Origin of the sequence: Bacillus sp. NH11B (genome assembly GCF_001884205.1) — a bacterium.
GTDB lineage: Bacteria > Bacillota > Bacilli > Bacillales > Bacillaceae_G > Bacillus_A > Bacillus_A proteolyticus.
Window position 1 is genome coordinate 41,558 of the sequence record NZ_MAOG01000010.1, and the last position, 25,546, is coordinate 67,103.

Annotated in this window: 24 protein-coding genes and 4 pseudogenes; 4 read left to right on the plus strand and 24 right to left on the minus strand. The window is 35.3% G+C overall.

Going from position 1 to position 25,546, the window contains the following annotated elements; translation table 11 throughout:
* Positions 1 to 13 precede the first annotated feature (13 nt).
* Positions 14 to 499 carry a VanZ family protein gene (locus BAU27_RS00470; protein WP_001080721.1) on the minus strand — a complete coding sequence of 162 codons (486 nt, stop codon included), beginning with the start codon at positions 497 to 499 and terminating at the stop codon, positions 14 to 16.
* A gap of 111 nt (positions 500 to 610) precedes the next feature.
* Here BAU27_RS00470 and BAU27_RS00475 point away from each other — a divergent pair, with 111 nt between their 5' ends.
* From BAU27_RS00475 to BAU27_RS32175, 3 genes are all read left to right on the plus strand, one after another.
* The gene (locus BAU27_RS00475) at positions 611 to 781 is read left to right on the plus strand and encodes a DUF1659 domain-containing protein (protein ID WP_071769836.1); all 171 of its coding nucleotides are present in this window, start codon (positions 611 to 613) and stop codon (positions 779 to 781) included.
* A gap of 214 nt (positions 782 to 995) precedes the next feature.
* Positions 996 to 1,634, plus strand: a complete 639-nt coding sequence (locus BAU27_RS00480; RefSeq protein WP_098322725.1) for a hypothetical protein — start codon at positions 996 to 998, stop codon at positions 1,632 to 1,634.
* Complete coding sequence (locus BAU27_RS32175) at positions 1,634 to 1,870, plus strand: hypothetical protein (protein WP_175546512.1); 237 nt, start codon at positions 1,634 to 1,636, stop codon at positions 1,868 to 1,870. Before BAU27_RS00480 ends, BAU27_RS32175 begins: the two co-directional genes overlap by 1 nt.
* Here the strand turns inward: BAU27_RS32175 and BAU27_RS00485 are convergent.
* The 3 genes and pseudogenes from BAU27_RS00485 to BAU27_RS00495 form a co-directional block, all read right to left on the minus strand.
* Positions 1,867 to 2,052, minus strand: coding sequence for a hypothetical protein (locus BAU27_RS00485; protein ID WP_071769838.1), 186 nt, complete (start codon positions 2,050 to 2,052; stop codon positions 1,867 to 1,869). The two genes, BAU27_RS32175 and BAU27_RS00485, sit on opposite strands and share 4 nt — an antisense overlap.
* A gap of 382 nt (positions 2,053 to 2,434) precedes the next feature.
* Positions 2,435 to 2,584 (minus strand): annotated as a pseudogene (locus BAU27_RS00490) (IS6 family transposase); the annotation flags it as partial.
* 147 nt (positions 2,585 to 2,731) lie between these two features.
* Positions 2,732 to 3,130 carry a DUF4359 domain-containing protein gene (locus BAU27_RS00495; protein WP_070170703.1) on the minus strand — a complete coding sequence of 133 codons (399 nt, stop codon included), beginning with the start codon at positions 3,128 to 3,130 and terminating at the stop codon, positions 2,732 to 2,734.
* Positions 3,131 to 3,325: 195 nt separating this feature from the next.
* On the opposite strand from BAU27_RS00495, the pseudogene BAU27_RS00500 reads away from it, so the two are divergent.
* A pseudogene (locus BAU27_RS00500) lies at positions 3,326 to 3,813 on the plus strand (competence protein ComK).
* Positions 3,814 to 3,897: 84 nt separating this feature from the next.
* On the opposite strand, the pseudogene BAU27_RS00505 reads toward BAU27_RS00500, so the two are convergent.
* The 20 genes and pseudogenes from BAU27_RS00505 to BAU27_RS00600 all read right to left on the minus strand — a co-directional run bounded on the left by BAU27_RS00505 (position 3,898) and on the right by BAU27_RS00600 (position 25,522).
* A pseudogene (locus BAU27_RS00505) lies at positions 3,898 to 4,205 on the minus strand (sigma-70 family RNA polymerase sigma factor).
* 1,039 nt (positions 4,206 to 5,244) lie between these two features.
* A complete protein-coding gene (gene yknW / locus BAU27_RS00510; protein WP_071769839.1) occupies positions 5,245 to 5,925 on the minus strand; it encodes a YknW family membrane protein in 681 nt (226 codons plus the stop codon).
* Between the two features lie 121 nt (positions 5,926 to 6,046).
* On the minus strand, positions 6,047 to 7,249 hold the full coding sequence (locus BAU27_RS00515; RefSeq protein ID WP_000054401.1) for an ABC transporter permease: 1,203 nt from the start codon (positions 7,247 to 7,249) through the stop codon (positions 6,047 to 6,049).
* Complete coding sequence (locus tag BAU27_RS00520; RefSeq protein ID WP_071734692.1) at positions 7,246 to 7,926, minus strand: ABC transporter ATP-binding protein; 681 nt, start codon at positions 7,924 to 7,926, stop codon at positions 7,246 to 7,248. Before BAU27_RS00520 ends, BAU27_RS00515 begins: the two co-directional genes overlap by 4 nt.
* Entirely contained in the window at positions 7,923 to 9,116 is a 1,194-nt protein-coding gene (locus tag BAU27_RS00525; protein WP_071769840.1) for an efflux RND transporter periplasmic adaptor subunit, read from the minus strand. Before BAU27_RS00525 ends, BAU27_RS00520 begins: the two co-directional genes overlap by 4 nt.
* 243 nt (positions 9,117 to 9,359) lie before the next feature.
* Entirely contained in the window at positions 9,360 to 10,694 is a 1,335-nt protein-coding gene (pgtP, locus tag BAU27_RS00530; RefSeq protein ID WP_000477572.1) for an MFS transporter, read from the minus strand.
* Between the two features lie 19 nt (positions 10,695 to 10,713).
* Complete coding sequence (locus BAU27_RS00535) at positions 10,714 to 11,748, minus strand: ABC transporter substrate-binding protein (RefSeq protein ID WP_071769841.1); 1,035 nt, start codon at positions 11,746 to 11,748, stop codon at positions 10,714 to 10,716.
* Positions 11,745 to 12,527, minus strand: a complete 783-nt coding sequence (locus tag BAU27_RS00540; protein ID WP_071769842.1) for a DUF3919 family protein — start codon at positions 12,525 to 12,527, stop codon at positions 11,745 to 11,747. The genes BAU27_RS00535 and BAU27_RS00540 overlap by 4 nt, the downstream gene beginning before the upstream one ends.
* A gap of 66 nt (positions 12,528 to 12,593) precedes the next feature.
* Complete coding sequence (locus BAU27_RS00545; protein WP_071769843.1) at positions 12,594 to 14,024, minus strand: sensor histidine kinase; 1,431 nt, start codon at positions 14,022 to 14,024, stop codon at positions 12,594 to 12,596.
* Positions 14,025 to 14,035: 11 nt separating this feature from the next.
* Entirely contained in the window at positions 14,036 to 14,704 is a 669-nt protein-coding gene (locus BAU27_RS00550; RefSeq protein WP_000699582.1) for a response regulator transcription factor, read from the minus strand.
* 124 nt (positions 14,705 to 14,828) lie between these two features.
* The gene (tagU, locus tag BAU27_RS00555) at positions 14,829 to 15,743 is read right to left on the minus strand and encodes a polyisoprenyl-teichoic acid--peptidoglycan teichoic acid transferase TagU (RefSeq protein WP_033658499.1); all 915 of its coding nucleotides are present in this window, start codon (positions 15,741 to 15,743) and stop codon (positions 14,829 to 14,831) included.
* A gap of 259 nt (positions 15,744 to 16,002) precedes the next feature.
* Positions 16,003 to 16,638, minus strand: a complete 636-nt coding sequence (locus BAU27_RS00560) for a class D sortase (RefSeq protein WP_071769844.1) — start codon at positions 16,636 to 16,638, stop codon at positions 16,003 to 16,005.
* Positions 16,639 to 16,646: 8 nt separating this feature from the next.
* Positions 16,647 to 17,354: an LPXTG cell wall anchor domain-containing protein gene (locus BAU27_RS00565; RefSeq protein WP_071769845.1), complete on the minus strand. Its 708-nt coding sequence runs from the start codon at positions 17,352 to 17,354 to the stop codon at positions 16,647 to 16,649.
* Between the two features lie 148 nt (positions 17,355 to 17,502).
* On the minus strand, positions 17,503 to 18,495 hold the full coding sequence (gene galE / locus BAU27_RS00570) for a UDP-glucose 4-epimerase GalE (protein WP_071769846.1): 993 nt from the start codon (positions 18,493 to 18,495) through the stop codon (positions 17,503 to 17,505).
* 89 nt (positions 18,496 to 18,584) lie between these two features.
* Positions 18,585 to 19,355, minus strand: a pseudogene (locus tag BAU27_RS00575) (SGNH/GDSL hydrolase family protein).
* A gap of 99 nt (positions 19,356 to 19,454) precedes the next feature.
* A complete protein-coding gene (gene tagU, locus BAU27_RS00580; RefSeq protein ID WP_071769847.1) occupies positions 19,455 to 20,369 on the minus strand; it encodes a polyisoprenyl-teichoic acid--peptidoglycan teichoic acid transferase TagU in 915 nt (304 codons plus the stop codon).
* 44 nt (positions 20,370 to 20,413) lie between these two features.
* Positions 20,414 to 21,490 (minus strand): NAD/NADP octopine/nopaline dehydrogenase family protein, encoded by a 1,077-nt coding sequence (locus tag BAU27_RS00585; RefSeq protein WP_071769848.1) that lies wholly within the window; start codon positions 21,488 to 21,490, stop codon positions 20,414 to 20,416.
* 13 nt (positions 21,491 to 21,503) lie between these two features.
* Entirely contained in the window at positions 21,504 to 22,829 is a 1,326-nt protein-coding gene (locus BAU27_RS00590) for a phenylacetate--CoA ligase family protein (RefSeq protein ID WP_071769849.1), read from the minus strand.
* Positions 22,830 to 22,869: 40 nt separating this feature from the next.
* Positions 22,870 to 23,604 carry a WecB/TagA/CpsF family glycosyltransferase gene (locus tag BAU27_RS00595; protein ID WP_071769850.1) on the minus strand — a complete coding sequence of 245 codons (735 nt, stop codon included), beginning with the start codon at positions 23,602 to 23,604 and terminating at the stop codon, positions 22,870 to 22,872.
* Between the two features lie 4 nt (positions 23,605 to 23,608).
* Positions 23,609 to 25,522: an alginate lyase family protein gene (locus tag BAU27_RS00600; RefSeq protein WP_071769851.1), complete on the minus strand. Its 1,914-nt coding sequence runs from the start codon at positions 25,520 to 25,522 to the stop codon at positions 23,609 to 23,611.
* Between the last annotated feature and the right edge of the window lie 24 nt (positions 25,523 to 25,546).

Genomic DNA, 25,546 nt, shown 5'->3' on the forward strand with positions numbered 1-25,546 from the left:
TCTCTAAATGAGATTAGCTCCTTTTTCTATGCCAAAACCAATTACTTATTATAATTCCTGTTAACCCGCCGCACGTATCAAGCAATGAATCCTGCCACATCGGTGTACGGCCTCCTGTTAACCCTTGATGAATTTCATCAAATATTGCATATCCCGCAACGAAAAGAAGTGCATATATAAAGCACCTTTTTCTCGAGTAACCAGATTTATAAAAAGCATAATACGTCAATGAGCCGAGTATAAAGAACACCGTAAAATGAGCACCTTTACGAAGGAAAAACTCGATAAAACCACCTACACCTTTATTTGCGATACTAACAGGTGTACCTCCGCCATAATCGATAGATACCCCTGAAAAATGCTCTTTCACAAACTCAACATTTGCGGATTGCTCAATATCCGAGCGCATATCCTGTTTTTTATATGGCTGTGCTGAGGAATAGAAAATAATCCCCATCCATACTAATACAGGAATCCAAAATAACCATTTACGATTCATTCTTCCGTAAGCCCCTCTCTTGCTCTATTAAGAGTACCAAAAAAAAGAAAAAATTTCACGCCAAAACATGACATTTACTCCCTATTTATAAAGCGAAAGTGGGTGATAAACATGGCAGTTGAAACGATCGTTATGGACTTAACTTTACGTCTCGTATTAAACGGTGGATTAGACAAGAACGGAAAAACAGTTTTTAAGAACAAGCAATTCAAACATGTTAAAACAAATGCAGATTTAGGGAAAGTACATGCTGTAGCACGTGCTCTTGCTTCATTACAATGATCACCACTTCATGCTGTACAACTTGTAAGCACTTGATCTTTCTAATCTATAAAGTGAAACTTTAATCATTGGGGTTTTCCCTATTCCCTCGTCAATGTAGCTTATCCGATTTCGATAGCCAAGAACCACCGGATTTGTTAGTTAAGTATAGACGCAATACAAATTAAAGTTGTATTATGAAATTAACTATAAAAATATAAAGTGGTGAATGGAAATGAAAAAAGATCTAGAAATCAAATCTAAACAACTAATCGATAAGTTGGTTGGAACTGATGAAACTTCAGTTAAGAAAAACGCCAGGTTCGGATTTAAAATTTTCGGTTCGGTTGGGAGTCAAAACATCATTTGGTCAAAATATAAAATGGACAGGATGATAAGAACATTAGACCAAACAATGTTAGAAAAAATGGTAGCTGAAAAAAACATTGAACAACAAAAAAATATTATTAAAGAGAAAACGGATCGGATTGAGAAGTTAGAAAAAAATCAAAAGAAGTTGGAAGAAGAATATAAAAAAATAGAGGCTCAACACAAACGATTATTAGAGCAATATTACAAATTCCGTAAAAACCAACAAAAAGGAATGATAAAAGAAAGAGTTCTAACTACACCAGTTAAAGAAACAATTAAAGAAGCGTGGGAACAAGGTTATAAATTAAAAGATATTCATGAAGGGCTTGTATTATCGGGTATAGATATCAGTTATGAAGCCATTAGAAAATATGTAAAAGTGGGGAAGGAAACAGGTGATTGGCGTATTTCGAAAGAAGAAAATAAAGCTTCAGCGAGTCTTGCAGCAGAAGCTATAGCAAGTGTTATAGACCAACGAAACAAACAACAAGGCAATGAATAATGGTTCATAAGAGAAATAGTAATTGGACTAAAAAACTGAAAAGTATTAGAAATTATGAAGCCTTACCTCCAGTTATTATAAGGGCCATATGGAGTCGTTATGACCGTGGACAATCACCACAGAAGATATACGAAAGGCTAAAAGAGGAAAGGCAACTTATTGCTAGTTTTGAAACTGTAGAAACCTATATAGAGCAAGTGGTAAAACCTTATTATGAAAAAGAGAGGAAGAATTAAACCTCCCACTTTTTGAGACAGTCAGGGCATTGCCATTGCATGATTCTATCGAGTGCAATGTGTGTGATTCCTATTTTCCTTGTGAAATGAGTTGCGTTATAGGATTTTTGTGATTCTTTAGGAATTGAATCGCCTTGCAAATTAGCGTTGCAATGAGGACAAAATTCTTTGCTATCGTTCATGCAATTCACCTCCTTGTTTTTCGATGTGAGTGTTGTGTCTGAGTATAAATTTGATAAAAATAAAAAAGACAAGTTCCTCTCAAGAACTTGACTTTAAATAATAACTTTTAATTTAATTATCTAAATTATATGTAGATTAGATTTATTCAATCCTTTTGGTGCGACCAACACCGAGAGGATTTTTTTATTTTTTTGACGGACTTATTATACCATAAATTTAGTTTTTTTCTCAATTCAATGTAGTTATAGTTTTGTTTTATCATAAGGTTTTAATTTTTGTCCACAGTCTAACGAAAATCAGCTCAGTTTAGCGAAGTATCCGTTCATTCTCATAAAGCATTAGCTTAGTCTAGCGAAAGGGTAGTTTCGTTTGACGAGAGGTCAAATTGTTTTGAGGAAGGGATAGCCCGCGTTCTTCCATCATTTCGACTAAATCACGAAAACTGAGGTTGTACCGTAGGTACCATCTCACGGTTAATACAATAATATCCGGTTGATAATGTTTCCACTTGAATAGATTTTGCTCTTCCATACCAATCACATTCTTTTTTAGAGTACTAGTATCAGTATTTGCAAGTTTAAGAGGTTATTTACAAGCGTTTTGGAGTGTTTGCACCAGAACCGAAAAAACTGTATCTGAAGTTCAAATTACTCCGTAAATCAAAAAAATGAATCTGCATTATTTTGCAGATTCGTCTTTTTTCTTCGGCATTTCAATTGGAATAAAGATGTTTGAAAAACCAACACAAACATACTTATAATTCTCTCCGCCTAAATCAAACTCTGTCGTATATGTTGAGAAGAACATATAATCATTTCGCTTTGTATAATGGTCGATTAATAATCCAACTTGTGGTTCAACATACTTATTTGCCAATTTTTTCCCCGCCGATGCTAAGTCGCCAAGGAGACCCTCTTTGTTTTCTTTCTCAACCTCTTCTAGCTTCTTACTCACATCATTACGCTTCATAAATTGTTTTGCTGCCCAATCCGTATATTCTCCCTTACTCGGATTACTGTTTGCTAAATAAACTAAGAGAACAACAGCTAGAGCCATAATAATATACTTTTTCTTCATGCTATATCACCGCCTACTCTTTTCTATTTTCATATATATGTACAAGCGATGCAAATTAGAAAGACTATCATCTATTGATTGTAAACGAACAACAAAAATTTACAATACGCAACAGAAGATTAATATTGAATTTACATAATTTATATATAATTATATCCGGAATAGGAAACTTTTTATAAGGGAGGATTTAGAATTATGGATAATGAAAGTAATATTTTTATTTCTAGTTCTACAAAGATGCTTGAGCCATACAAACGCCCTTATTAACGTACAAAAATTATCGACAGTAGTGAGAAAACCACCTGTACTCATGCCAAACAGCTCTCCAACTCATAAAGGAATCTTGTCTAACAAGTGTTCATTCTACTTATCAAGGTAGACGTGCTGCAGTCCAAGCAAAATTTAATTTCAAACAGAATGTTCCGATTCCAATTAATCATAGGGAATATATTTTTACTTTCCCAACAGAATCTCCTTCGTCTCCAAACTGTATTTGGTTGTTCTATAACCATATAAATGATATAGAGTTTTTCAAAAAAACTAAAAAAACTAAAAAAGCTAAAATTCATTTTTTAAACCGAACTACCGTAACAATACGAATAAGTTCCCATAAGTTAAGACAGCAAGTATTGAAAGCTGGATATGTATTATCACGGATGAACATGCAAGATTCACTACACTAAAAAAAACTCATGCTACATTTACTGCCTTAAAATTAATAGAATGGAAAGCAATATTTTCCTTGCCTTCCATTCTATTTATTATTCTTATCCCCTTACACTATCTCGCATTTTCTCAAGCGCTTGTCGATATAACCATCTCGTTTGATAGTACGTCATCCCCATTTCAATGGCTATCTCTCCCATCTTTTTACCTGCAAAAAATCGTTCTGAAATAATGTGCCTCTCTTGTACTACACGTTCTTTCTTCAACCTTTCCAATATATAACCACGCACCGTTACGACAGCATAAGCAGGAAAACTCCCTTTGCATACCAAAGACCAATTAAACCACAGTGATAATACTCTTCATAATCTTGATAAATATTTAACCTCTTTATTTGATTTGCAATCATACCTTCTTACAAAACAACCGTATCTACAAAAGCCTCTGGCTTCACACAATACCCGTTTTTAAAAGGTATACCCAAATGCCCTATACGTTTACAAGACTTCTAGGTATAGATAACACCCTTTTTTATTTTCCGTTCGTATTAAGTTACTTTTATTTTCACGCCATCAATATACAAAAAGCAACAAAAATATTGATGTATCAACGTTTATTACGCTTTTCCATATAAAAGAGAACACTGCAAACTAACCTCATAGAGGTCACCATATCTACCGAAACTGTTTTAAGGTAGCACAGACAAGTAGACAAAAGTCTCGTAAAAAGTGTGTACTTTTTTGACACACTTTTTACGAGACTCTATCATTTTTGCATAAAAGAAGTTGATTTATAGCCGTTTTTAAAAAAATGAACTTATACATGTCCATAAAATACCTCAAAAATAACGAGACAATAGTCCACCTATTTTATAAACAAAAAACTTTTTCATGATAATCAGTGAACAAAAACACAGCTCTTATGGTGTAATAAATTCCTCCATCTTTTTAAAAATGACACTTTGTTAGATAAAACTGATATTACCTTAGTCAGTACTAATGCTTTGTTAGTCAAAGCTGATATCAACTTAGTCAGAACTTACGCTTTGTTAGATAAGGCTGATATCAACTTAGTCAGAACTTACACTTTGTTAGTCAAAGCTGATATCAACTTAGTCAGAACTTACGCTTTGTTAGATAAGGCTGGTATCAACTTAGTCAGAACTTACGCTTTGTTAGTCAAAGCTGATACCAATAATTTCAAAAATATTCTTAAATTTCTTTTGATCAATCAAACTAATATGTGTATCCATCTAACATAAAAATATGGATAGAATGTCGACGAGCTTGTAAGTATAAGGGTTTACAGTCGTAGAAAAAGCCGTTAGGTTAAATGCATCATTAATAATCCAAATCATTTTATATTGAAATTTGAATAGGGTTAACTTGAAATAGGGGTAAAAACAAAAAAGGTGACTCTAGGAAGAGCCACCTTTTCAAAATAATATGTTATGCGCCAAAATCAGAGAACATACCGCCTAACATACTAAACCCAATTGTAAGGATAAAGAATATAGAAATTAAAATTATTGCTTGTTTTTTACTTAAACCAGCAACGATATGCAAGCCTAAGCCAGTTAAAATTAAGCTCCAAATGTTAAAGACTTCAAATGCAGAACCAATGCCATATGCAATTGTTCCTTGTTCAAATAAAGGCCCTAAACTTGTATATTTATCAGCGCCATTCCCACCAAGAATATATCCTAAAGCTACATTGAGAAGACTACCAACATAAAAGACCACATTGGCATATATATAAATAGATAGTATCTTCATATACGGAGTATCATTGCTCATAAACATCATAATAACTTTATAAAATCCTGCTACCACAAAAAGACCAACAGCTGTTCCAACTAGACCTCCAATAGATCCAAATCCAAGTGTAGTCCACTTCATTATCCCCGTCGTATCATCCTTAACCAGCTTCGCTAGCTCCGGATTATTAAGTAACCCTAAATAAGCTACCGCTGCTGATAAGATTGTCCCCATTAAAAGAAATAAGAAAAATCCTCCCCAGACTGGGCTTTTCGTCTTCATTCTCTCAAACTGTAAGCCTGGAGAAGTAACCATTCCAAATAATGACGGCTTCTTCGCACCTTCATCTTGCGTATTAATATTCATTTCCATTATAACGCCTCCTTCTATTTATATATCCCGTTCTAACGGGCGGTTCACATCCTCATTTAGAGGCTACGAACCGCCCACTAGAACGGTAATGTGTAGTAGAGAGTCCCCTCTCTACTACAACTTATTCATAACGCAGTGCTTCAATCGGATCTAACTTCGCAGCTTTGTTTGCTGGAATTAATCCGAAAATAATACCTAGTGTCATAGAGAACAGTACGCCTCCAACGACAACTTCCCATGAAACGAGCGGTGGCCATTTTGCGAATGTAGAAACGATATATGCCCCACCATATCCAAGACCAATTCCGATTAAACCACCTAGAAGCGTTAACATAACGGCTTCAATTAAAAACTGTAATAAAATTTTACTACGCGTTGCCCCAAGTGCTTTACGTATTCCAATTTCGCGCGTACGCTCCGTTACAGATACGAGCATGATGTTCATAACACCGATACCACCAACGACTAATGAAATACCAGCGATACCGCCGATGATCATCGTCATGATACCAGTTACTTTAGAAACATTTTCTTGGAATTCTTTTAAATTCACCAGTTCATATTTACCTGGAATTTCACTTGGCTTACGACTATTTAATACATCGATAGCTTTTTTCCCAGCTACCTCTAAATCGTCTACATTTTTAGCTTGAATTGCGATATTTTGAATATCATCGGTTCCGTATAAAACAGGCCATAACGTAAGGGGGATTAACGCTTCTTCCATTTCAAAGCCCATAAACTCATTATCGGATCTATACACACCAATAATTTGCATTGGCTGCCCCTTCATCTCAATAATTTGTCCAACTGGGTTTACGTCCTTAAATAACGTCTCTTCTGTTTTTGTACTAATCATCACAACGTTATTTGCATGAGAAATATCTGATTCATTTAAAGTACGTCCCTTTACGACCTTTACTTTATTAACTGCAAAATATTCATTATCAAGACCAATAACATTCAGATTTGCTTTTTTATCATTTACATCAAGCACCTCTGAATTCTGGTTTGTCGTAATAACGTGTGAAACATCTTTCACTTGTTTTACTTCCAAAATATCCTCTTCAGTTAACTTTGGTATTTCAAATCCACCCATAGCAAACTCATCATTAATATCTGGTTTAAATTGAATTGGCATAAGGTTATTACCGCCAGAACCTGCGAATTTCGACTTCAGCATCGCTTCCCCGCCTTGCCCAATCGCAACGACAGTAATAATAGAACCTACACCGATAATAATACCGAGCATCGTAAGGGCAGAACGCAGTTTATGAGCTAGAATAGAAGATAAGGCGATTTTCATACTATCTAGTAAACTCATACCGCACACCTTCTATCTTCTGTAATTTTCCCATCTCGCAGTACAATACGGCGGGATGAATAAGCTGCAACCTCTTCTTCATGCGTAACCATAACAATCGTCGTACCTTCTGCATTGAGCTTCGTGAAAATATCCATAACTTGCTCACCAGACTTCGTATCAAGCGCACCTGTCGGCTCATCGGCCATAATGAACGTTGGATTATTCGCAATCGACCTCGCAATAGCGACACGCTGCTTCTGTCCACCTGATAACTCATTCGGCAAATGATGAACTCTGTCGGACAAACCAACTTTACTAAGTGCTTCCAGAGCTCTTTGACGTCGCTCTGCTTTCTTCACGCCACCGTATACGAGCGGAAGTTCAACATTTTCTACTGCTGAAAGACGCGGCAGCAAATTAAAATGCTGGAACACAAAACCGATATATTCATTACGAATTAAAGCAAGCTTTGACTCGTCTGCTGTTAAGATATTCACATCATTCAGCATATATTCACCTTCTGTTGGACGATCTAAACAACCGATAATATTCATAAGCGTTGATTTACCAGAACCAGACGGCCCCATAATCGAAACAAATTCACCGCTCTGAATCGTTAAACTAATACCGTGCAAAATCGGCACTGCCAATTTCCCTTGATAATACGTTTTAGCAATATTATTTAACGTAATCATTTCTCTTTCACTTCCATTCCGTCATACACGTCGTCGGAAGGATTTTTAACCACCTTTTGCCCCACTTTTGCGCCTTCAGTAATCTCTGTCCAATCTCCATCAGTAGAACCTTTTTTCACATTTTGTTTACGAAGCTTTCCTTTATCCTCAACATAAACAAATGCATCATCGCCTTTTTCTACAATGCTCTTACTTGGGACAGCAATCATCGTCTTATTCTCTAAATTTACTTGCAATGAAACATGGTACCCTGGAGATAAACCATCTTGGCTATCCAGGCTTGCCTTATATGTATATTGAGACATATTTTGAGTCGCTTCGCCTACACCACCAGCTTGAGCCATCTCTGCACTCGTTGGGAATTCACTTACCTCTGTAATCTTACCTTTCCACTTCTTCTTATTATTTGCTTTCGCAGTTACAGTGAATGTTTGATCTTTTTGAATTTGTGACTTCTGAAGCTCTGTTAAAGTCCCTTGAACTTGGAACGGATCTTTAGAAGCTACTTGTAAGAATGCTTTTCCTTGACCACCTAATGCTTGTGATGAACTTTGTGCTGCATCTTTATCTAACTTTTGAACAACACCCGTAAAGTTACTATAAATCGTAAGTTCTTTCTGCTTTTTACTTAACTCTTCTTTTTGCAACTTCCCTTTTTCTTTCTCAAGATCAGTTGTTTTCTGCGTCATCTCTAACTCACTTACTTGCTCTTCCATCGGATCTGTTACTTCTTTCCCAGCTCCGCTATCTTTCACCTTCTTAATTTCTTTCTTCAACGAATCAATCTTCTTCTTCCCTTGATCGTAACGCATATCTGCCATCTTTTGATCAAGCTCAGCTTGCTTCATTTGCAAATTAATCTCTTCATTATCATAAGAGAATAACTTCGTACCTTTCTCTACCTCTTGCCCTTCTTTTACCGCAATATCTTTCACTTTTCCTTTGGTCGGATCCGCATAGAAACTTTCAATATTACCCGGCTTCACCTGACCAGAAATTAACTTCGTATTATTCAGCTTACGCTCTGTTACTTTCTCAAAACTTACAGCATCAGCCGTTGTTGATGCACCCTTCTTCTTGCCTTGCATAATAAAAATATTAACTGCTGCCACAATAACAATTAGTGCGATAACACCCATAATGATCCATTTCTTCTTCTTGTTTGGAGTACGAACCGTATTTGGTACCATATTCTCTCTCCCTTTATAAATTAATAGTTTAATAAACACTCAAATTGTATAAAACTTTCTGAAAACAAATTACATATTATTACATTCTTTTTACAAAGTTTTACACATTCATTTATATTGTAACAAAAATTCCAATGATTAGAAATATGACATCCTATCTTTTAAGATAGTTTTAAGGAAAGATTATATTATATAGAAAAAGCCATCCAAAATGATAATTGGATAGCTTTTCTATATAAAATATTACGCCGCTTTAGGATCTTTTCTCTCATGCCCACGTTGAACGATGAACAAGAAGACTGTTGATAAAATTGCACCTGTTAATAGTAAGATAAAGCAACCATCCCAGCCAGAACGATCAACAATAACACCAATTGCTGCGTTTGCTACAAGACTTCCGCCTACATAACCGAACAGACCACACATACCGACTGTCGTACCTACTGCAAATTTCGGTACTAATTCCATCGCACTTAAACCGATTAAAAACTGTGGTACGTAAATTAAACAACCGATAATAGAAACTGCAATACTTACAACAAGTACGCTAGTTGCTTGCCAATATACAAACGTACCAATAACAACTCCAACCATACTAATAATACACAATGGCATACGTTTCCCTTTAAATAATTTATCACTTAAAAGACCAACAATTAATGAACTTGGAATTGCCATACCTTCAAAGATTGCGTATGCTGCATGTGCTTCATTTTTTGAAAAACCTTTAACTGTCGTTAAATAAAGTGGAACCCAGTTAATAACACCGAAACGAATTAAATAAACAAATGCATTCGCAATACATAAGAACCATACAAATTTATTTTTCACTACGTATTTCATTAAGATTTCTTTTGGTGACATCTTGTTAGCATTATCTGCTTTTTCAAGATTTTCATAGTCATTACGATACTCATCAATTGGAGGAAGACCTTCAGACTCTGGTGTATCCTTCGCATTAATCCAAACAAGAACTGAAATTACCATTGCGATAATCGCTGGAAAAATAAACACGCCGCCTTGCCAATGACTTTCACCGAAAATACCTACACCAATTCCGACAAGTGGTGGCACAAGCATTCCGCCAACGTTATGTGAAATATTCCAAATGCCTGTTTTCGTACCACGTTCTTTCTTTGAGAACCATTTCGTCATAACGATACTACAAGGTGGTGCTCCCATACCTTGTACAATACCGTTCAGGACAAGTAATGTAACAATCATTCCAAAAGAAGATGCAAACCCGAAACAAATATTTACAAGCCCTGATAAGAATAATCCGACTGCGATAAAGCGCTGGGCAAAAGCTTTATCTGATAAATTCCCCATAAAGAACTTACTAAATCCATAAACAATCGCCATTACTGAACCTAGTAGTCCAATTTCAGCTGTACTAAAACCATATTCTTGTACTAAATACGTACTTGATAACGTAAAGTTACTGCGCACTAAATAATAAGCAGCATATCCAACTGAGATTCCGATTAGCACACGAATACGTAGTAATGTATATACTTTCGCGATCATATCCGCTGGTAATCTCTCAATTGCAGGTGCTGGCTTAAGCCATTTAAACATATACTCTCGTCTCCTTTTCTCACTTTTTAGAGAGACGCTGTCTATTCCATATCTCGATTATTCCACTATTTGATATATTTTGGTTCGTCCTTCTAACCGGCTGTCCTTCTATTTCTTTCTCATTCTTCGCAAACATCGTCGGTACGCCAAACGAAACTTTTTCTAAAATGTGACCCGCTTCTTCTGATAAACAATAATCAATAAATAAATCCGCAATAATACCACTCGGTGCACGTTTTAGTTTTGAAATCGCATTGACAGACAAACCTGTTTGCTCAGGTTCGTTACTTAAAATAGGAAAGCCTCGTTTTTGAAGCATTCTCTGATCTCCCATAAAATTGATGCCTATCATATATTCACCACTTGCCACAAGTTCTGCTGGTATGTAACCATTCACTGTTACTTCTCCAACCTGTCCTGCAAGATGCTTCACATACGCCTTCGCTTCCTCTTCACCTAAAGTATCAATAAGTGATTGAAAAAACGTATATGCAGTACCCGAAACATTTGGATCTGGCATAACAATCTTTCCAGTGTACGCAGAGTTTAATAAATCTTGCCACCTGGATGGATATGGTAGACCGAGCGGTGCTATTTCTTCGTTCCACCGCTCTTTATTAATTGCGATTGCCAATTTCTCTACTTCGTAACCGTACCAATAACCATCTTTATCTTTAACAGTTTTTGAAATACGATTCGCATGCTGGCTCGTCACAGGAATAGACAGATCTTTTTGCTTCATCATTTGATGTGCATCTACTGTACCGCCAATAATAATATCCGCTTTCGGATTTCCAGATTCCTCTTCCACTCTTCGAAGAAGTTCTTCTGTCGAAAGACGAATAAATTCATACGTACATCCTCGCGGTTTACAAAATGATGAAAGCAATGCCTCGCCAACTTCCTCGCGGGCCGCTACATATGCAACAAGATGACGATCATCCAAAATAGGGAGACCACTTTTATTATATTTAATAGAGGTTGTATCTCGAGAGCAACTAGACATCGCTCCTCCAATTACTAGCAAAAAGAAGAAAAAGGCTATCTTTCTCATGACGCATTCTCCTTTACGAATAACTCTGCTAGAGAGCCTTTCATATACATGACATTCCCGTTATTATCACCGAGATATTGCACAACAAAGTACGATGGATACACAGAAATAGTTAGAATATCCTCCCGCTCATTCTTTACACGCTTGCCTGTTTTATAGGCAGTAATATAAGCAATCGGCTCATTCTGTGATTGTAATAATTTCTGAATTTCTCCGTAATCTGTAATTTGCTTTGCGTATCGAATAGAATCAAATATTTGCGTAAGATCTATAGTACGTATTACATCCCCTTGCCTCACTACAACTTCCTTTGCCTCCGCAAAGAAATTACTAATGCGCTCTGGTGTATAATACAGACTTAACAAATACGTTTGCAATGCTGAGATCATCGGATCCGTACCATTCTTTCCGTATACATTAGCCTCATACTGGAACAAGTCACCTACTGCAAAAGTACGTTTATGTCCATTCAAGTACGTTACTTCTCCAGTAAATACTTGTTCTTGATTCCTCGCTTCTCTCGGTTCTATTCGAATTCGGTCAAAGAATGAAACAATCGTATGCAAACGAACTTCATCTGTTACAACAACTTCTCCCCATTTCTCATGCCTTACTTTCACTTCAGTAGGAAGGGATTCATTCACTCTTTGTAAAACGGCTTGTTTGTCATCCACAATCGTGATTCGATTATATATTTGCTTCTCAATAACATAAAACAAAATAAGAGAAACGATCATACAAAAGACAAAAACAAGAATTTGAAATGATAGCCTTTTCATTTCTGCCTACCTCCAAGATAAAAAAACGTTGTTTCGAAAATACCGCATAATTGTTTCATAAATGTATCATTTAACCGCTTTCAAGTTTTTTATGTCTTCCATCCGTCTTGGGAGTAAAAATGTCATACATATTGTAGTTCCCATTTCTTCACTACTCTCAATTCGCATACTCCCGCCTTGCTTCTTCATAATCTCCTGACAAATGTATAAACCATAGCCATTCCCGTAACTAGAAGGAAGCACCTTACCTTCCGGAGACTCATTCCACTCTGCAAGCACACCTTCATCCATACCAATACCATCATCATGAACAAAAACCTTTGCTTCCTGTTCATTTATAATTACATTCATACGAACTCGCGTAGCATCACTATATTTAATCGCATTATCAAGCACATTCAAGAAAATTTGCTTCGTCTTATCAAAATCCGCAACGACGTGCACTTCCATTAACTCATTCATAACTTCAATTTCAAACTGCTGCAACCTGAGTTTCACAATCGAAACTGCTTCCTCTGCCAATTCCTTTATATTCACGACTGTAGGTGACACTTCAAACGTACTCTTCCCGTACTTTGAAGACTTAAGTAATTCCTCTACAAGTGATAATAGACGCTCACTTTCTACAGCCACATAACGGAGACTCTCCTGCACATCCTCCTTCGATTGTAACTTCGGAATTAAATCGACATAACCGATAATTGCCGTAAGCGGTGTTTTCAGCTCATGCGTAATGCGATCTAAGAAATCTTTCTGTTTCTCTTTCTCTTCCTTCAGCTGCTTAATATGCAATTCAATCCCATCAGCCATCGCATTAAAGGATGCTGAAAGCTGTGCAATCTCCACATATTCATTTAGCTCAATCTTACTTTCATAATCCCCATTCGCAAGCCGCTGCGCCATTTGCCTTAACTGATCAATTGGTTTATGAAGAGACTTCGCCAAACGAATCGCAAAGAAAATACCAGCAGCTACTAAACAAAGCGACGTCATCAAAAACGTCCAACTCACATTTGTTAAAACTTCCTTCTCATCCGTTAACTCATTTATAAAACGAATACTCCCAATGACATCGTTTCCATAATAAACTGGACTTGAAAACAAAAGAATTGGAGCTGGGTCTCCCTCCTCAAAAACATAAGATTTCTTTCCCCTCAGAGAACTCTCAATATCAATATTCCGATGAAGTAATGCCCCTTTTTGTGTATCTGCAACAACATCTCCATTCTTCCCAATCATCTGCACCCGGACATCCATTCGCTTCGCTAAATACGAAGCAATTAAAAGCGAATTGGGACCTAACGTCTCTACTTCCGCTTCCTTCTCTAAATAATTCATCGTATAAATTTGCGCTTCCACACTTAACTTTTCTAAGGAATCTGCCGCATTATGATACACATTCTTCTCCAGTGCAATATAAACAACCGCATACAAAAGAACAAGAATTGGAATCAACAATCCAACTATCCCAAACACCATATTTCGTTTTAAAGACATATCATCACCTTTTAGCAATCAAGCTTATAACCCACACCATAAATCGTCTTAATATACTCTCCGCTCTTCCCTAGTTTCTTTCGAAGCCTTTGTACCATAATATCAACCGCTCTCGTATTTCCGATATACTCAAACCCCCATACCTTCTCTAATAGCTCATCTCTCATGAATACACGCTGCGGATTCGAAACAAACAACTGACACAAATTAAACTCTCGGTACGTTAATTGAATCTCCTGCCCCTCGACATGTACCTTTCTCTCCTTAGGACAAATCACTAACCCACCTGCACGAATTACTTCGTGGCTTACAGCTACCTCCTTCTTCACACGCCTGCTCATATTCTTCACCCGAAGAATAAGCTCCGCATAATTAAAAGGCTTCGTCACATAATCATCAGCTCCAAGCTGAAGACCAAGTAACTTATCATTCATCTGACTCTTCGCCGTCAGCATAAGCACCGGAATATCACGATCCTTCTCCCGGAATAACCGTAATAACTCATACCCATCCGTATCAGGAAGCATCACATCTAAAATAAGTACATCTGGCTGCTCATTCCACCTCTCTAAAGCTTCTCTCCCATCAGCCGCCGTCAATACTTCATATCCTTCCATCTCTAACTGCATCCGAATCAAATTACGAATACTCGATTCATCATCAACTACAAGTATTTTCATCATTCTCCTCCTTCCATCCTGTATTATAGTACAGTTTAGTATAGCAAAAATCAGACAAAAAAAGAGAGGGTATTGTCGAACATATTTTGTCGACGATCCCCTCTCAAAACTTTCTATATTTACACTACTGCTTAGGTAACTCTAAATGCTCTCTTAACTTATTTGAAAGGTCCTTACGATCTTTCTCTGAAACAAAATAGTACCAAATGCCATCTTGCTTGCGACCATCTCCAGGAATTTGGATTTCTTCTTTCTTATTCATCGCAGCTTTATAGTTACTTTGAAGATCCCACATTTGATCCTGGTTTAAATTTGTTTTTACGTTTTTCTCAACAGCCTCTAACATCGTGCCAAGTTTTGTAATAGATGATATATTTGCACCTTTACTAATAACCGCTTCTAGCACTTGACGTTGACGCATTTGACGACCAAAGTCACCGCGCGGATCTTCCTTACGCATACGCGTATATTTCAGTGCTTGTTCACCATTTAGATGAATAGTCCCTTTTTCAAATGTTTGTCCTTCAAGTGTGAACGCTAAATCATTATTCACATCCACTCCGCCAACTGCGTCTACAATATCTTGGAAGCCTTCCATATTCACTTCAATATAATAATCAACCGGTACATCTAAGAAATTCTCAACTGTATTTACAGACATTTCGATTCCACCAAATGCATATGCATGATTGATTTTATCCTTCTTCCCTTTACCAACAATCTCCGTATATGTATCACGAGGAATACTAACCATCTTCATTGAACTATCTTTCGGATTTAACGTTAACAACATAATGGAATCCGAACGCCCCTTATCTGCGCCACGCTCATCTGCCCCTAATAATAGGATAGAGACTGGTTGACTATTACCAAGCTTCACATCTGTAGATCGTTTTGTTGAATGATCCCGCTCAAGTGGCGTATGCATTTTATCCAATGTACCCGTAACAGATGAGTACATATAATACGCATAACCGCCTCCGGCAATTACAAGAAAAACAATAATACCAAGTATCCATAATAGAATTTTTTTCATCATGTAACCTTCTTTCTTAGATCAGCCTTATAAGCGTACAAAGGAATAAAGTTCCAATCCTATTATACATGGGATTGGCGCCCTCCATCAAATACTGATATGTTTCATATCTAACATCTAACTTATATATTCCCTCATATAACCACTTATCTATACAAAAAACTCTCCGACTTATCCATGCACTGAATAAGTCGGAGAGTTTCTTCTACCAATACAAAGAAAGCCCAGTTGCACAAATGGCAATTGGGCTTTCCACTTCAAACTAAGATTGTTTCTCTAAATCTGGCTTAGACACAAGCTTTGTATACACGATAAAGCGATCTGGTGCATCACCAATATACTCAAACGGATAACATGTTGTTAACGTCAGTGTCTCATAATCAGTTGGAACGATAATTGTATCATCGTTTGCTCCCGTAATTTTAAAGTCTGTTATTTCATACACAAACTCACCATACGGTGTTCCGAATTTGATTTGATCACCCTTCTTCAAATCTTCCAGCTTACGAAAACTCGTATTTCGGTGTCCGCTTAGTACAACATTTCCACCTTGTCCGGGTAACATACTTCCAGCAAAATGTCCCACTCCTGATTTTAATTCTTTCGGATGCGTTCCTTCTACAACAGGAACTTCATACGAATGAGAAGGAAACTTCAATTCACCAAGCTTCTCTCCTGGATCAGGAATTTTAGACCAAATTTGTTTAAACTCTTTTTCAGCCTCCGCTGGCTTATACGGTGTAATCACTGTATGAGCTAACAATGTTGTTTGCTTTGTTAATTCCCATCCGAAAAAAGCAATAATTCCAAGGCCTAACAAAATAATGAAAACGGGAATCCCGATGATTACCCATCTCCATTTTGACTTACGCTTACGTACTTTCTTTCTCTTTTCCATAAGACGTATTACGCTTGTTCTGTCTTACGAGCTAATCGTACTGCTGGAACTAATGCAGCTGCACCTAGAAGTACGATTAAGCCACCAATTAACATATACGTATGTTCATTAGATGCTGTATTTGGCAGTTCAGCATTTGTCATTGGAACAAAGTGACCAGTTGCGTTTAGCTCACGCTTCGCTTCCATCGCAACTTTCAATGCATTTACCATACTTTTGAAGTTAGCTGCTTGTACCATTTCTCTTGTTGGGTTAATTGTCGCAAGCAGTTTTCCATCTAAATCTTTTAATTGAATTAATAAGTTATTATCCTTACTAATTGTATAGTTTAAAAGATCTAACGACTTCCCACTTTCATCTACAAGTGAAACTTGTAAATGTGCAAGTTTTGCACTATCGAGGAATAAACGAAGCATTTCTACTTTTTGCTCATTCTGTAGACTCATAACATCCTTCGCGCCTGAAAGGATTTCACTCACTCGAGCTGCATTTGCATTAATTTGAGCTTGCTCTTGATCAGTTAAGCTCGTTTTTTGTAAATAAGAATATAAGTAGTCCACGTGATCAAGATTTAAAGTTTTTAATGAATTTACTAGCTTTTGTGAAGCTTCTTTTCCATTCGTATCTGCATGTGCAGCTGGTGCAGCAAACGCTGTTAAGCTAAGACTGAGTACAGCGACTAATGAACCTTTTTTCATAACGTTTTTGAAATTCATGGTTACTTCTCCTTTTTATTACAATTTAGTAATTTAAATATATCATAAGTGCACTAGTGAGGATAACCTATATTCTATTTTCAATATAAACAAAAAAGAACTTCTACTTGAAGTCCCTCATTCTATCCTTTTTTAAAGCTTAGAAAAACTACTTCTCATAGCCAAAAGGTTTCTTTTGATGCCAATTCCACGCATGTTCAATAATTATTTTAACCTCTACATACTGTGGATTCCATCCTAATTTCTCTTTCACTTTTTGTGAAGAAGCAACTAGACGTGCTGGATCTCCCACACGACGTGGCGCTACCTCTGCTGGAATCTCATGATTTGTAACTTCACGAACCGCATCAACGATTTCTTTTACGCTGAAGCCATTACCATTTCCTAAATTGTAGAAATCACTTTCTCCGCCATTCTGTAAATCTTTAAGCCCTAAGAAATGAGCCTCTACTAAATCTTCAACATGAATATAATCACGGATACAAGTACCATCTGGTGTATTATAATCATCACCAAATATCATAATCTTCTCACGTTGTCCTAAAGCTACTTGTAAAACTAAAGGAATAAGATGCGTCTCAGGACGGTGATCTTCACCAATAATACCGTTCGGCGTTGCACCAGCCACATTAAAGTATCTAAAAATCTTATAGCGTAAATTCGAAGCTTGGCTATACCAATGAAGCATCTTCTCGATTGCTAACTTCGTCTCTCCATATGTATTCGTCGGATTTGTCTTCGTTTCCTCAGTAATAAGATCTACATCTACTTCACCATAAGTCGCTGCAGTAGAAGAGAAAATAAACTTATCTACTTTAAACTCATCCATTACTTCTAGCAGGCAAAGTGCACCATACACATTGTTATTATAATATTGAAGAGGCTTCTCCATGCTAACTCCAACTAAAGAATCAGCTGCAAAATGCATAACCGCCTCGATACTTTCTTGTTTAAAAACATCTCTTAAAAATGCTTTATCACGAAGGTCACCATTATAAAATTTTGCCCCTTCTGTAATTGCATCTTCATGACCAGTTTGTAAGTTATCTACTACTAATACCGATAAACCTTCATCCACTAGTTTTTTAACAGCGTGGGAACCGATATAGCCCGCTCCGCCGCATATTAAGATTGAATTCATTGTTTTCCTCCCACATATTTACTACGATTTCTTAATTACTTTACTAATATAAAAGGTATATGATTGCTCGTATACCTTTTATATACCCATTAATTAGCTACAAAATAATCCGTTACATACTGCGCCCAAACTTCATGCCCTTTTGCACTTGGGAAACCGAACTCTGTTTGTAAGTACGGTAAAATCGCTTTCGTTGTTGCATCAGGCCACGCTGTCCAATGGTCAACATATGTATAACCATTTTGCGTAGCGAACTGCTTTAATGCTTCAATTGCCTTTGGATAATTCTTCGCACCATACACTGGGTTTGGTGGTTGAATCATAATTGTAGCGCCTTTTGCACTAGTAGAAAGTGCTTAAACAAACTTCTGTGTATTTGCAACAGAATTTCCATTACCCGTTTTTCCGTTATCAGTAATAAATGGTGGCTCAAATAAAATTACATCTGGATTGTCTTTCGCAATCTCTTTATCACGTTTATTCGCAATTAATTCCTCTGTACTTTCACCCTTATATTCCTTTACCGTCACATTCCATAAACCTTTACCGTAAGAAGCCTCTAAATTAGCAGTGAACTTAGCTACCCAAGCAGCTTTTTCAGATGAAGAAGCTGCTTGGGTAGCTAAGTTCACTGCATCCGGTAAGTTCCTTGCGTATGCTTCATTAAAAGATGACTTTGCATCTTGTTTTTTCTCGTCCTTCTTCGCTCCACTATCTTTCGCTTCAGCCTTTGTTTTCGTTACTTCACTTGTTTGTCCTGTTGCATTTGCAATCTTCTTATTCCAATATAATTTACCGCTCACAACCGCAGCAATAAACAATACAAAAATAAATAGGACAAGTACTGCTTTCTTATTCATCGATTCACCTCACCTATTAATCTCACAATATATAATACTAATATAAATTCAAGCAAAAATAAACCCAACTCCTTCCAAGGGAGTTGGGTTCAATACATATTACTTAGTCACTTCAAGATGCGCTCTTAACTTGTTCGTTAAATCTTGTTTTGCTGCGTCTGGAACATAGTAGTACCAAATACCGTCAGCGGCTTTGTGACCGTCACCAGGGATTTGGATTTCCTCACTGTTCTGTATGCAATCTTTATAATTCTTTTGAATATCAAACATTTGATCTTGAGTTAAACTTGTTTTTACGTTTTTTTCAATCGCTTTTAACACGTCACCATAGTTTGCTAAAGAAGAAATACTAGCACCTTTTTTAATTACTGCTTGGACTACTTGACGTTGACGCATTTGACGGCCGAAGTCACCGCGTGGATCATTGTACCTTGCACGAGTATATAAAAGTGCTCTATCCCCATTCAAATGAACATCACCTTTTGTAAAATGAAATTTATCCACATCAAAGTCTAAATCATTATAGACATCAATTCCACCCACTGCATCTACAACATCTTTAAAGCCTTCCATATTAACTTCAATATAATGATCTACAGGTACATTTAAAAAATTCTCAACAGTTTTAACTGCCATATCAATACCACCAAAGGCATAAGCATGATTAATTTTATCTTTTTTTCCTTTTCCAACTATTTCAGTGTACGAATCTCTAGGAATACTAACAATCTTCATTGACTTGTTTTTGGGATTTAATGTTAATAACATCAATGAATCTGAACGTCCTTTGTCACCTTCCCTCTCATCTACACCTAACATTAAAATAGAGATAGGCTGATTTTTACCCACCTCAACCTTCTCATTTCTTTTTTCAGAGCTTTCTCTATCCAAAGGCTTATGCACAGTATCTAATGTTTTAGATACTGTAGAGTATACATTATAAGCATATACTCCACCTGCAATTATCACTATCCCTATTATTCCTAATATCCAAAAGAAAATTTTCTTTTTCATTTTTAATACTTTCTTTTAATTATTTTCCGACTTAAAATCGTGTATTATACATATTCAACGCAAGAATCCATTAGTTCTCTAAATTCATTTTCACCCAATCTTTTTACGCTTCTTCCATTAGCTCTAAAATCTCTTTTTAAAGCCCCAGACGCTATATTAATTAATGATGAGCATATAGGGGTAGGGATATTAAAATATTGACCTAAAGATTCTAATAATACAAGCCCTTCTGGTACATCCTCCGTAATATACCTAGAATCCACCTCATTCGGGCCTTTTGGCGAATGATTGTTTGCGTAATTAAAAAATACTTCTCTAGCATTTTCATTAGAGTTACTAGAATTCCTTTTCTTACAAGCCTCTACATAAGATAAACGTGGTAAATTCAGCCGATCTAGAACTTCCATTTTCTCATTATCAAGTCCTTCTACTAAATTCCACACAGAAGGTGTGAAAACCTCTCTGTACATCCAGTACTCACCCTTTGTATATTCAATCCTTGGCATACTCATTATTGCCCCTAAAGTATGTACAATTAAATTAGGATTATGCAAAGCACTTTCAATAATGGAATTTACACTTTCAAAATTATATCCCAGCGTAGCTAATTTAATCAAAGTTTCTTCTGTTCTAGGCACTGGGTATACTCCAATAGGATTTACAACATTTTCAAACAATACAGTTACTTCTCCTGGGTTAGTAATACGACAATCTATAGGAGAACTCTCTGCTTCTACATAAGTAATTGTTTCTAGTGAATTATATTTTTTAAAATAAAGTGTTCCTAAATAACCAGGCTGTAGCATTACAATTTGATCCCTTAAGTACGGAGCTATTTTTTTAGCAACTTCTTCATGGTAATTTGTTTGAATAAAAACAATTACTAACTCACTCCCCTGAAGGGCCTCTTCATAGTCTGTAGTAATTAATTTTAACTTCGCTACTTTTTTAACACCATTTCGAATTAATGATATTTTGTATCCATTATTAAGAATGGTATTAAAATGTTCATTATGGATACCCTTAGATGTTTTTAGTAGCGTGATTTCATGACCTTTGAGGGTTAAATCTGCTGCGATTGCCGATCCGCCATTTCCTGCACCAACTATAGTTATTTTCATATTGTTCACACCTTTATTTTAAATTATTAATTATAAGTTTCGTTTTTCCAGACTTTGTTTTTTCTACTTTAGATATATAATGAATTTTAATATCGAAAAAATCTCCCCATTTTTTTTGTTGAGATTCTTTTATTTGATTTTCAATATCAATATTATAATTATCTCTTCTTAAAATATGAAATTCTACTTTACCTGCTTCATTCTGAACAACTTGGAATACTTCAACATACTTCCATACAAATTGATCAATTGAAATTGAGAAACCAGGTATTTTAGCCCCAGTTCTTGTTATTAAAAATTCTTGGGCCCTTCCTTCTAAGTTTTTCACATACCCATTCTCAATTTCTCCTAAATCTTCTGTTCTATATCTGATCAGAGGCATTACATAGTTCCAATAAGATGTGCCTACTAATTCTTTATATCCATCTTCACGAATGTAGTTTTCACTAAAACCATATACTTTTTCACATTTATATACAATAGAATTATCTTTAAAAATACCCCAGGCTAAATTTGTTCTTTCGGTAAGACCATAGCCAAAATTAATTCCGACTCTATCTCCAAATATTTTATTTATCAAGATTAAAATGGATTTATCAACATATTCTGAAGCAATGAATATTCCTTTTAGGCTTTTTAAATCTAAATTATTTTCCTCCATATATTGCAATAAATACATTAAAGAAGATGGATATACATGAAAATATTCCACCTTAAAATCATTAACCTTGTTATAAATAATTTCAATCCATTTTTTATTCAAATGATAGGGCGAAATTAAGAGCCTATCCCCCTGATAGCTAAAAGGTGAATCAGAATCTTTCTTTATACCATCAGCTCCAATTCTGACTACTTTTGATTTAGAATTATATCCTAATTTTCCCCATTCATAATCATAAAAAGCTCTCTCAATCAATATTTCTTCTAAAGTATTAAAAACTTTAATCCCTCTTCCAGTAGAGCCGCCACTGGTTCGTGTAATTAATTTTTGATTTATAAATTTTTGATTCAAAAATTTATCCGGCTGTTTCATTATAGTATCTTTTGAAATAATCGGGAATTTCAGTAGTATTTCCCTAGCATTACCAGCATTAATTTCTGAAACTGATATATTCAAGTTTAAATCTTTATAAAAAGGAACATGTTCTAAAGATTCTTTTAAGATAGCCGCTAATCTATCGTTGAGAATACCCTCTAAATATTCACCTTCATCTTGTCTTTTCAATATTTTTTGAATCTCAAAATAACTCTTAGGATAAAAAAGTTTTTTGGGCATACGATTTGTTATTTTTACAATTGTTGAATATAAAAATTTATTATTTTTTATTTGACTTATCATTAACTAAAATGCCTTCCTTTCTATAAAACATGCCTTATTCCTATTTCTTCCTCCACTCCTTGTACAGCAGAGCTAAAAATCTTGAATTTCCCACAAGATATCTTTTCCACATACGTCCTGGTTCTTGAATAAATCTATAAAACCATTCCAGTCCAGATTTTTGCATCCACACAGGCGCTCTTTCTGTAACACCAGCTATTACATCAAAACTACCACCTACTCCCATACAAAAAGGAATATTTAAATTGGGTCCATATTTGTTTAAAAAGTACTCCTTAGCCGGTGAACTAAATGCTACAAATAAAACATCGGCTTTTGACTCTCTAATTTGTTCTACAACCTCTTGCTCTTCATCTTCTTTAAAATAACCGTTTCGATATCCCGCCACCTGTAAGCTCGGATATAATGTCTGATAATGCTCCATCGTTTTTGTAACCACCTCTTCTTTTGCTCCAAAGAAGAAAATTCTATAGCCTTTCTCAGCTGATTTCTTTACGAGTTCCTCCATAATATCAATGCCAGTAACTCGTTCTGGTAGCGGTCTTCCTAATAATTTGGCTGCCCATACAATTGATTGACCATCTGCATTGATAAAATTACACCCTTGAACAATCTCTCTCAACCTCTCATTATCTTGCATGAGAACCACTTTTCCTGCATTAATTACAACATGTTGAGTGTAATTTTTAGTATTAATAATTTGTTCTATTTGTTCTAATGTTTCATTTAAATTTAAAGAAGCAACATCACAATTAAATAATTTTACTGTATTCAAAGTATTACTCTCCTAATATTTTCTGTAGATTTATCTCTTCAGTATTAATTTTTAACCTATCATCATAAACTTCGAATGGAGATGGCGAAATAATAGTGTAATGCACAGGTTTTTCTGAGAAATTATGTTTTATTAGTAATCCTGTAGATTTAACTTTTTCCATAAATTTTTGTGATACATACTTTTCTACAATCTGTAAATTAGATGTAGTATATAAATATAATTCATTATTAATCAACAATTTATTTGATGTTCGTTGTTCAACTTGAATGCTAGGATCAAACGTATAATTAATATTTGCTTCTTCATTAAATTGATCTGCTATTATTAATAGGTTATATTTTTTCAAATAATAAATTGTCCTATGATGTATTGAAGAATTATAACCATTATGCTTCCCTTTTAATAAATATCCATTTTCAAAATCCTCAGCATTTTCTAAAGTTGCTTTTGCTTTTTTCCCCCATAAGAAAGGCCCTTGCATTTCAGATTGATCACTTCCAGCTATACTTAAAGTATTGTGTACATCTGTACGTCTGAAATAATTTCTCCATTCAGATTCTATATTGTAAATATATGTGCCTGGCTCAACTAATATCGGATTATTTTTATAATGATATATAACATTTAAAGCATCTGCATGCCCATGAGCTGCTAGTTCACCAAAACCTAAAGAACCTGTATCAAATACAAAAAAAGTATCTTCGCTATTAACAACAGAATATCCACCTTGTGTAAATAAAGATAATTCCTCATATATAACGTTCTCTAACTTAATTTGTTTTGTATCCCCTAAAAGAAACTCAATTTCCGGATATATTCTTTCTGATACAATAAATCTCTTTTTAAAATAAAAAGAAGCTAATTGCAATAAGTATTGATAATAATTTGTGTATCCATCGAAATATATAATTTTGGCGTCATCACTATCTCCTATCTCTGGAACTGAACCACCTTGGGATAAATAGCCTAGAAATTCCGACATTTTATGTACTATACCTTCATGTAACGGAGAATCCCCTTTGCTTCGGAGCATAATATTATACTGAATCAAAATATCAAGTACAAATGCATGATAATGAACCGCTTGCTCTTTATTTACACCATCACTATATACTTGTTTAGGAACTTCTTTTTCCAATATATTATATCCCTGTTGGAACCAACTCTGCTTATAAATCGGTTCCAGTATAAAACCTATAATTGAGCTAATTGCTGCCTCTAAAATCAAGTGATTATTGGCCGAAGAATGTTTTGATAAATTCTTCATTACATAATCTATAGAATTTATAACTCCTATTAAAAGATCTTCTACGAAATTCGAATGTTCTTCTTTTAAAATAGAATATGTTAATATCCACTGATATGCCCTAATAGAAATCTCCATAGGAGAAGCCCAATTCACTCCTTTATAAAAAGGATTTTCATCTATCCAATTATAAAAATGACTCTCTAATATTTCTAAATATTTCTCTTGCCTAGTTTGCTTATATAACAACGCTAATCGTGGGAAAAACAAATGCCTATTTATCTCCCACGTATATCTTACTTCTCCCTTATCGGAATCTCGAAATGGGATATTAAAAGAAAAACTCTTAATATCCCATTTCAATCCACCTGATCCTTGGTGCCAATCTATTTTTTCAAAAATATTGATATTATTTTTAAATGTTTTATAATTTTTCTGTTTAGATATTTCTCTAACAACATCTTCATAATATAAATTCCCTAATCTTTGATTTGTCTTCTCTATACCTGACTTAGATAACTTAATATTATTGTCTAATTTTAAAATAGAAGTATTTGCACTATACTTCCACTTTCCGTAATGCTTTTTAGATAATTGTATTACCCTATAAGGAATCTCAGCAGGTGCCATCGCCTTTAGTCTGTTATAATACCAATTTATTTCTTTCATCCTATACTCCTTTTCATACCATAT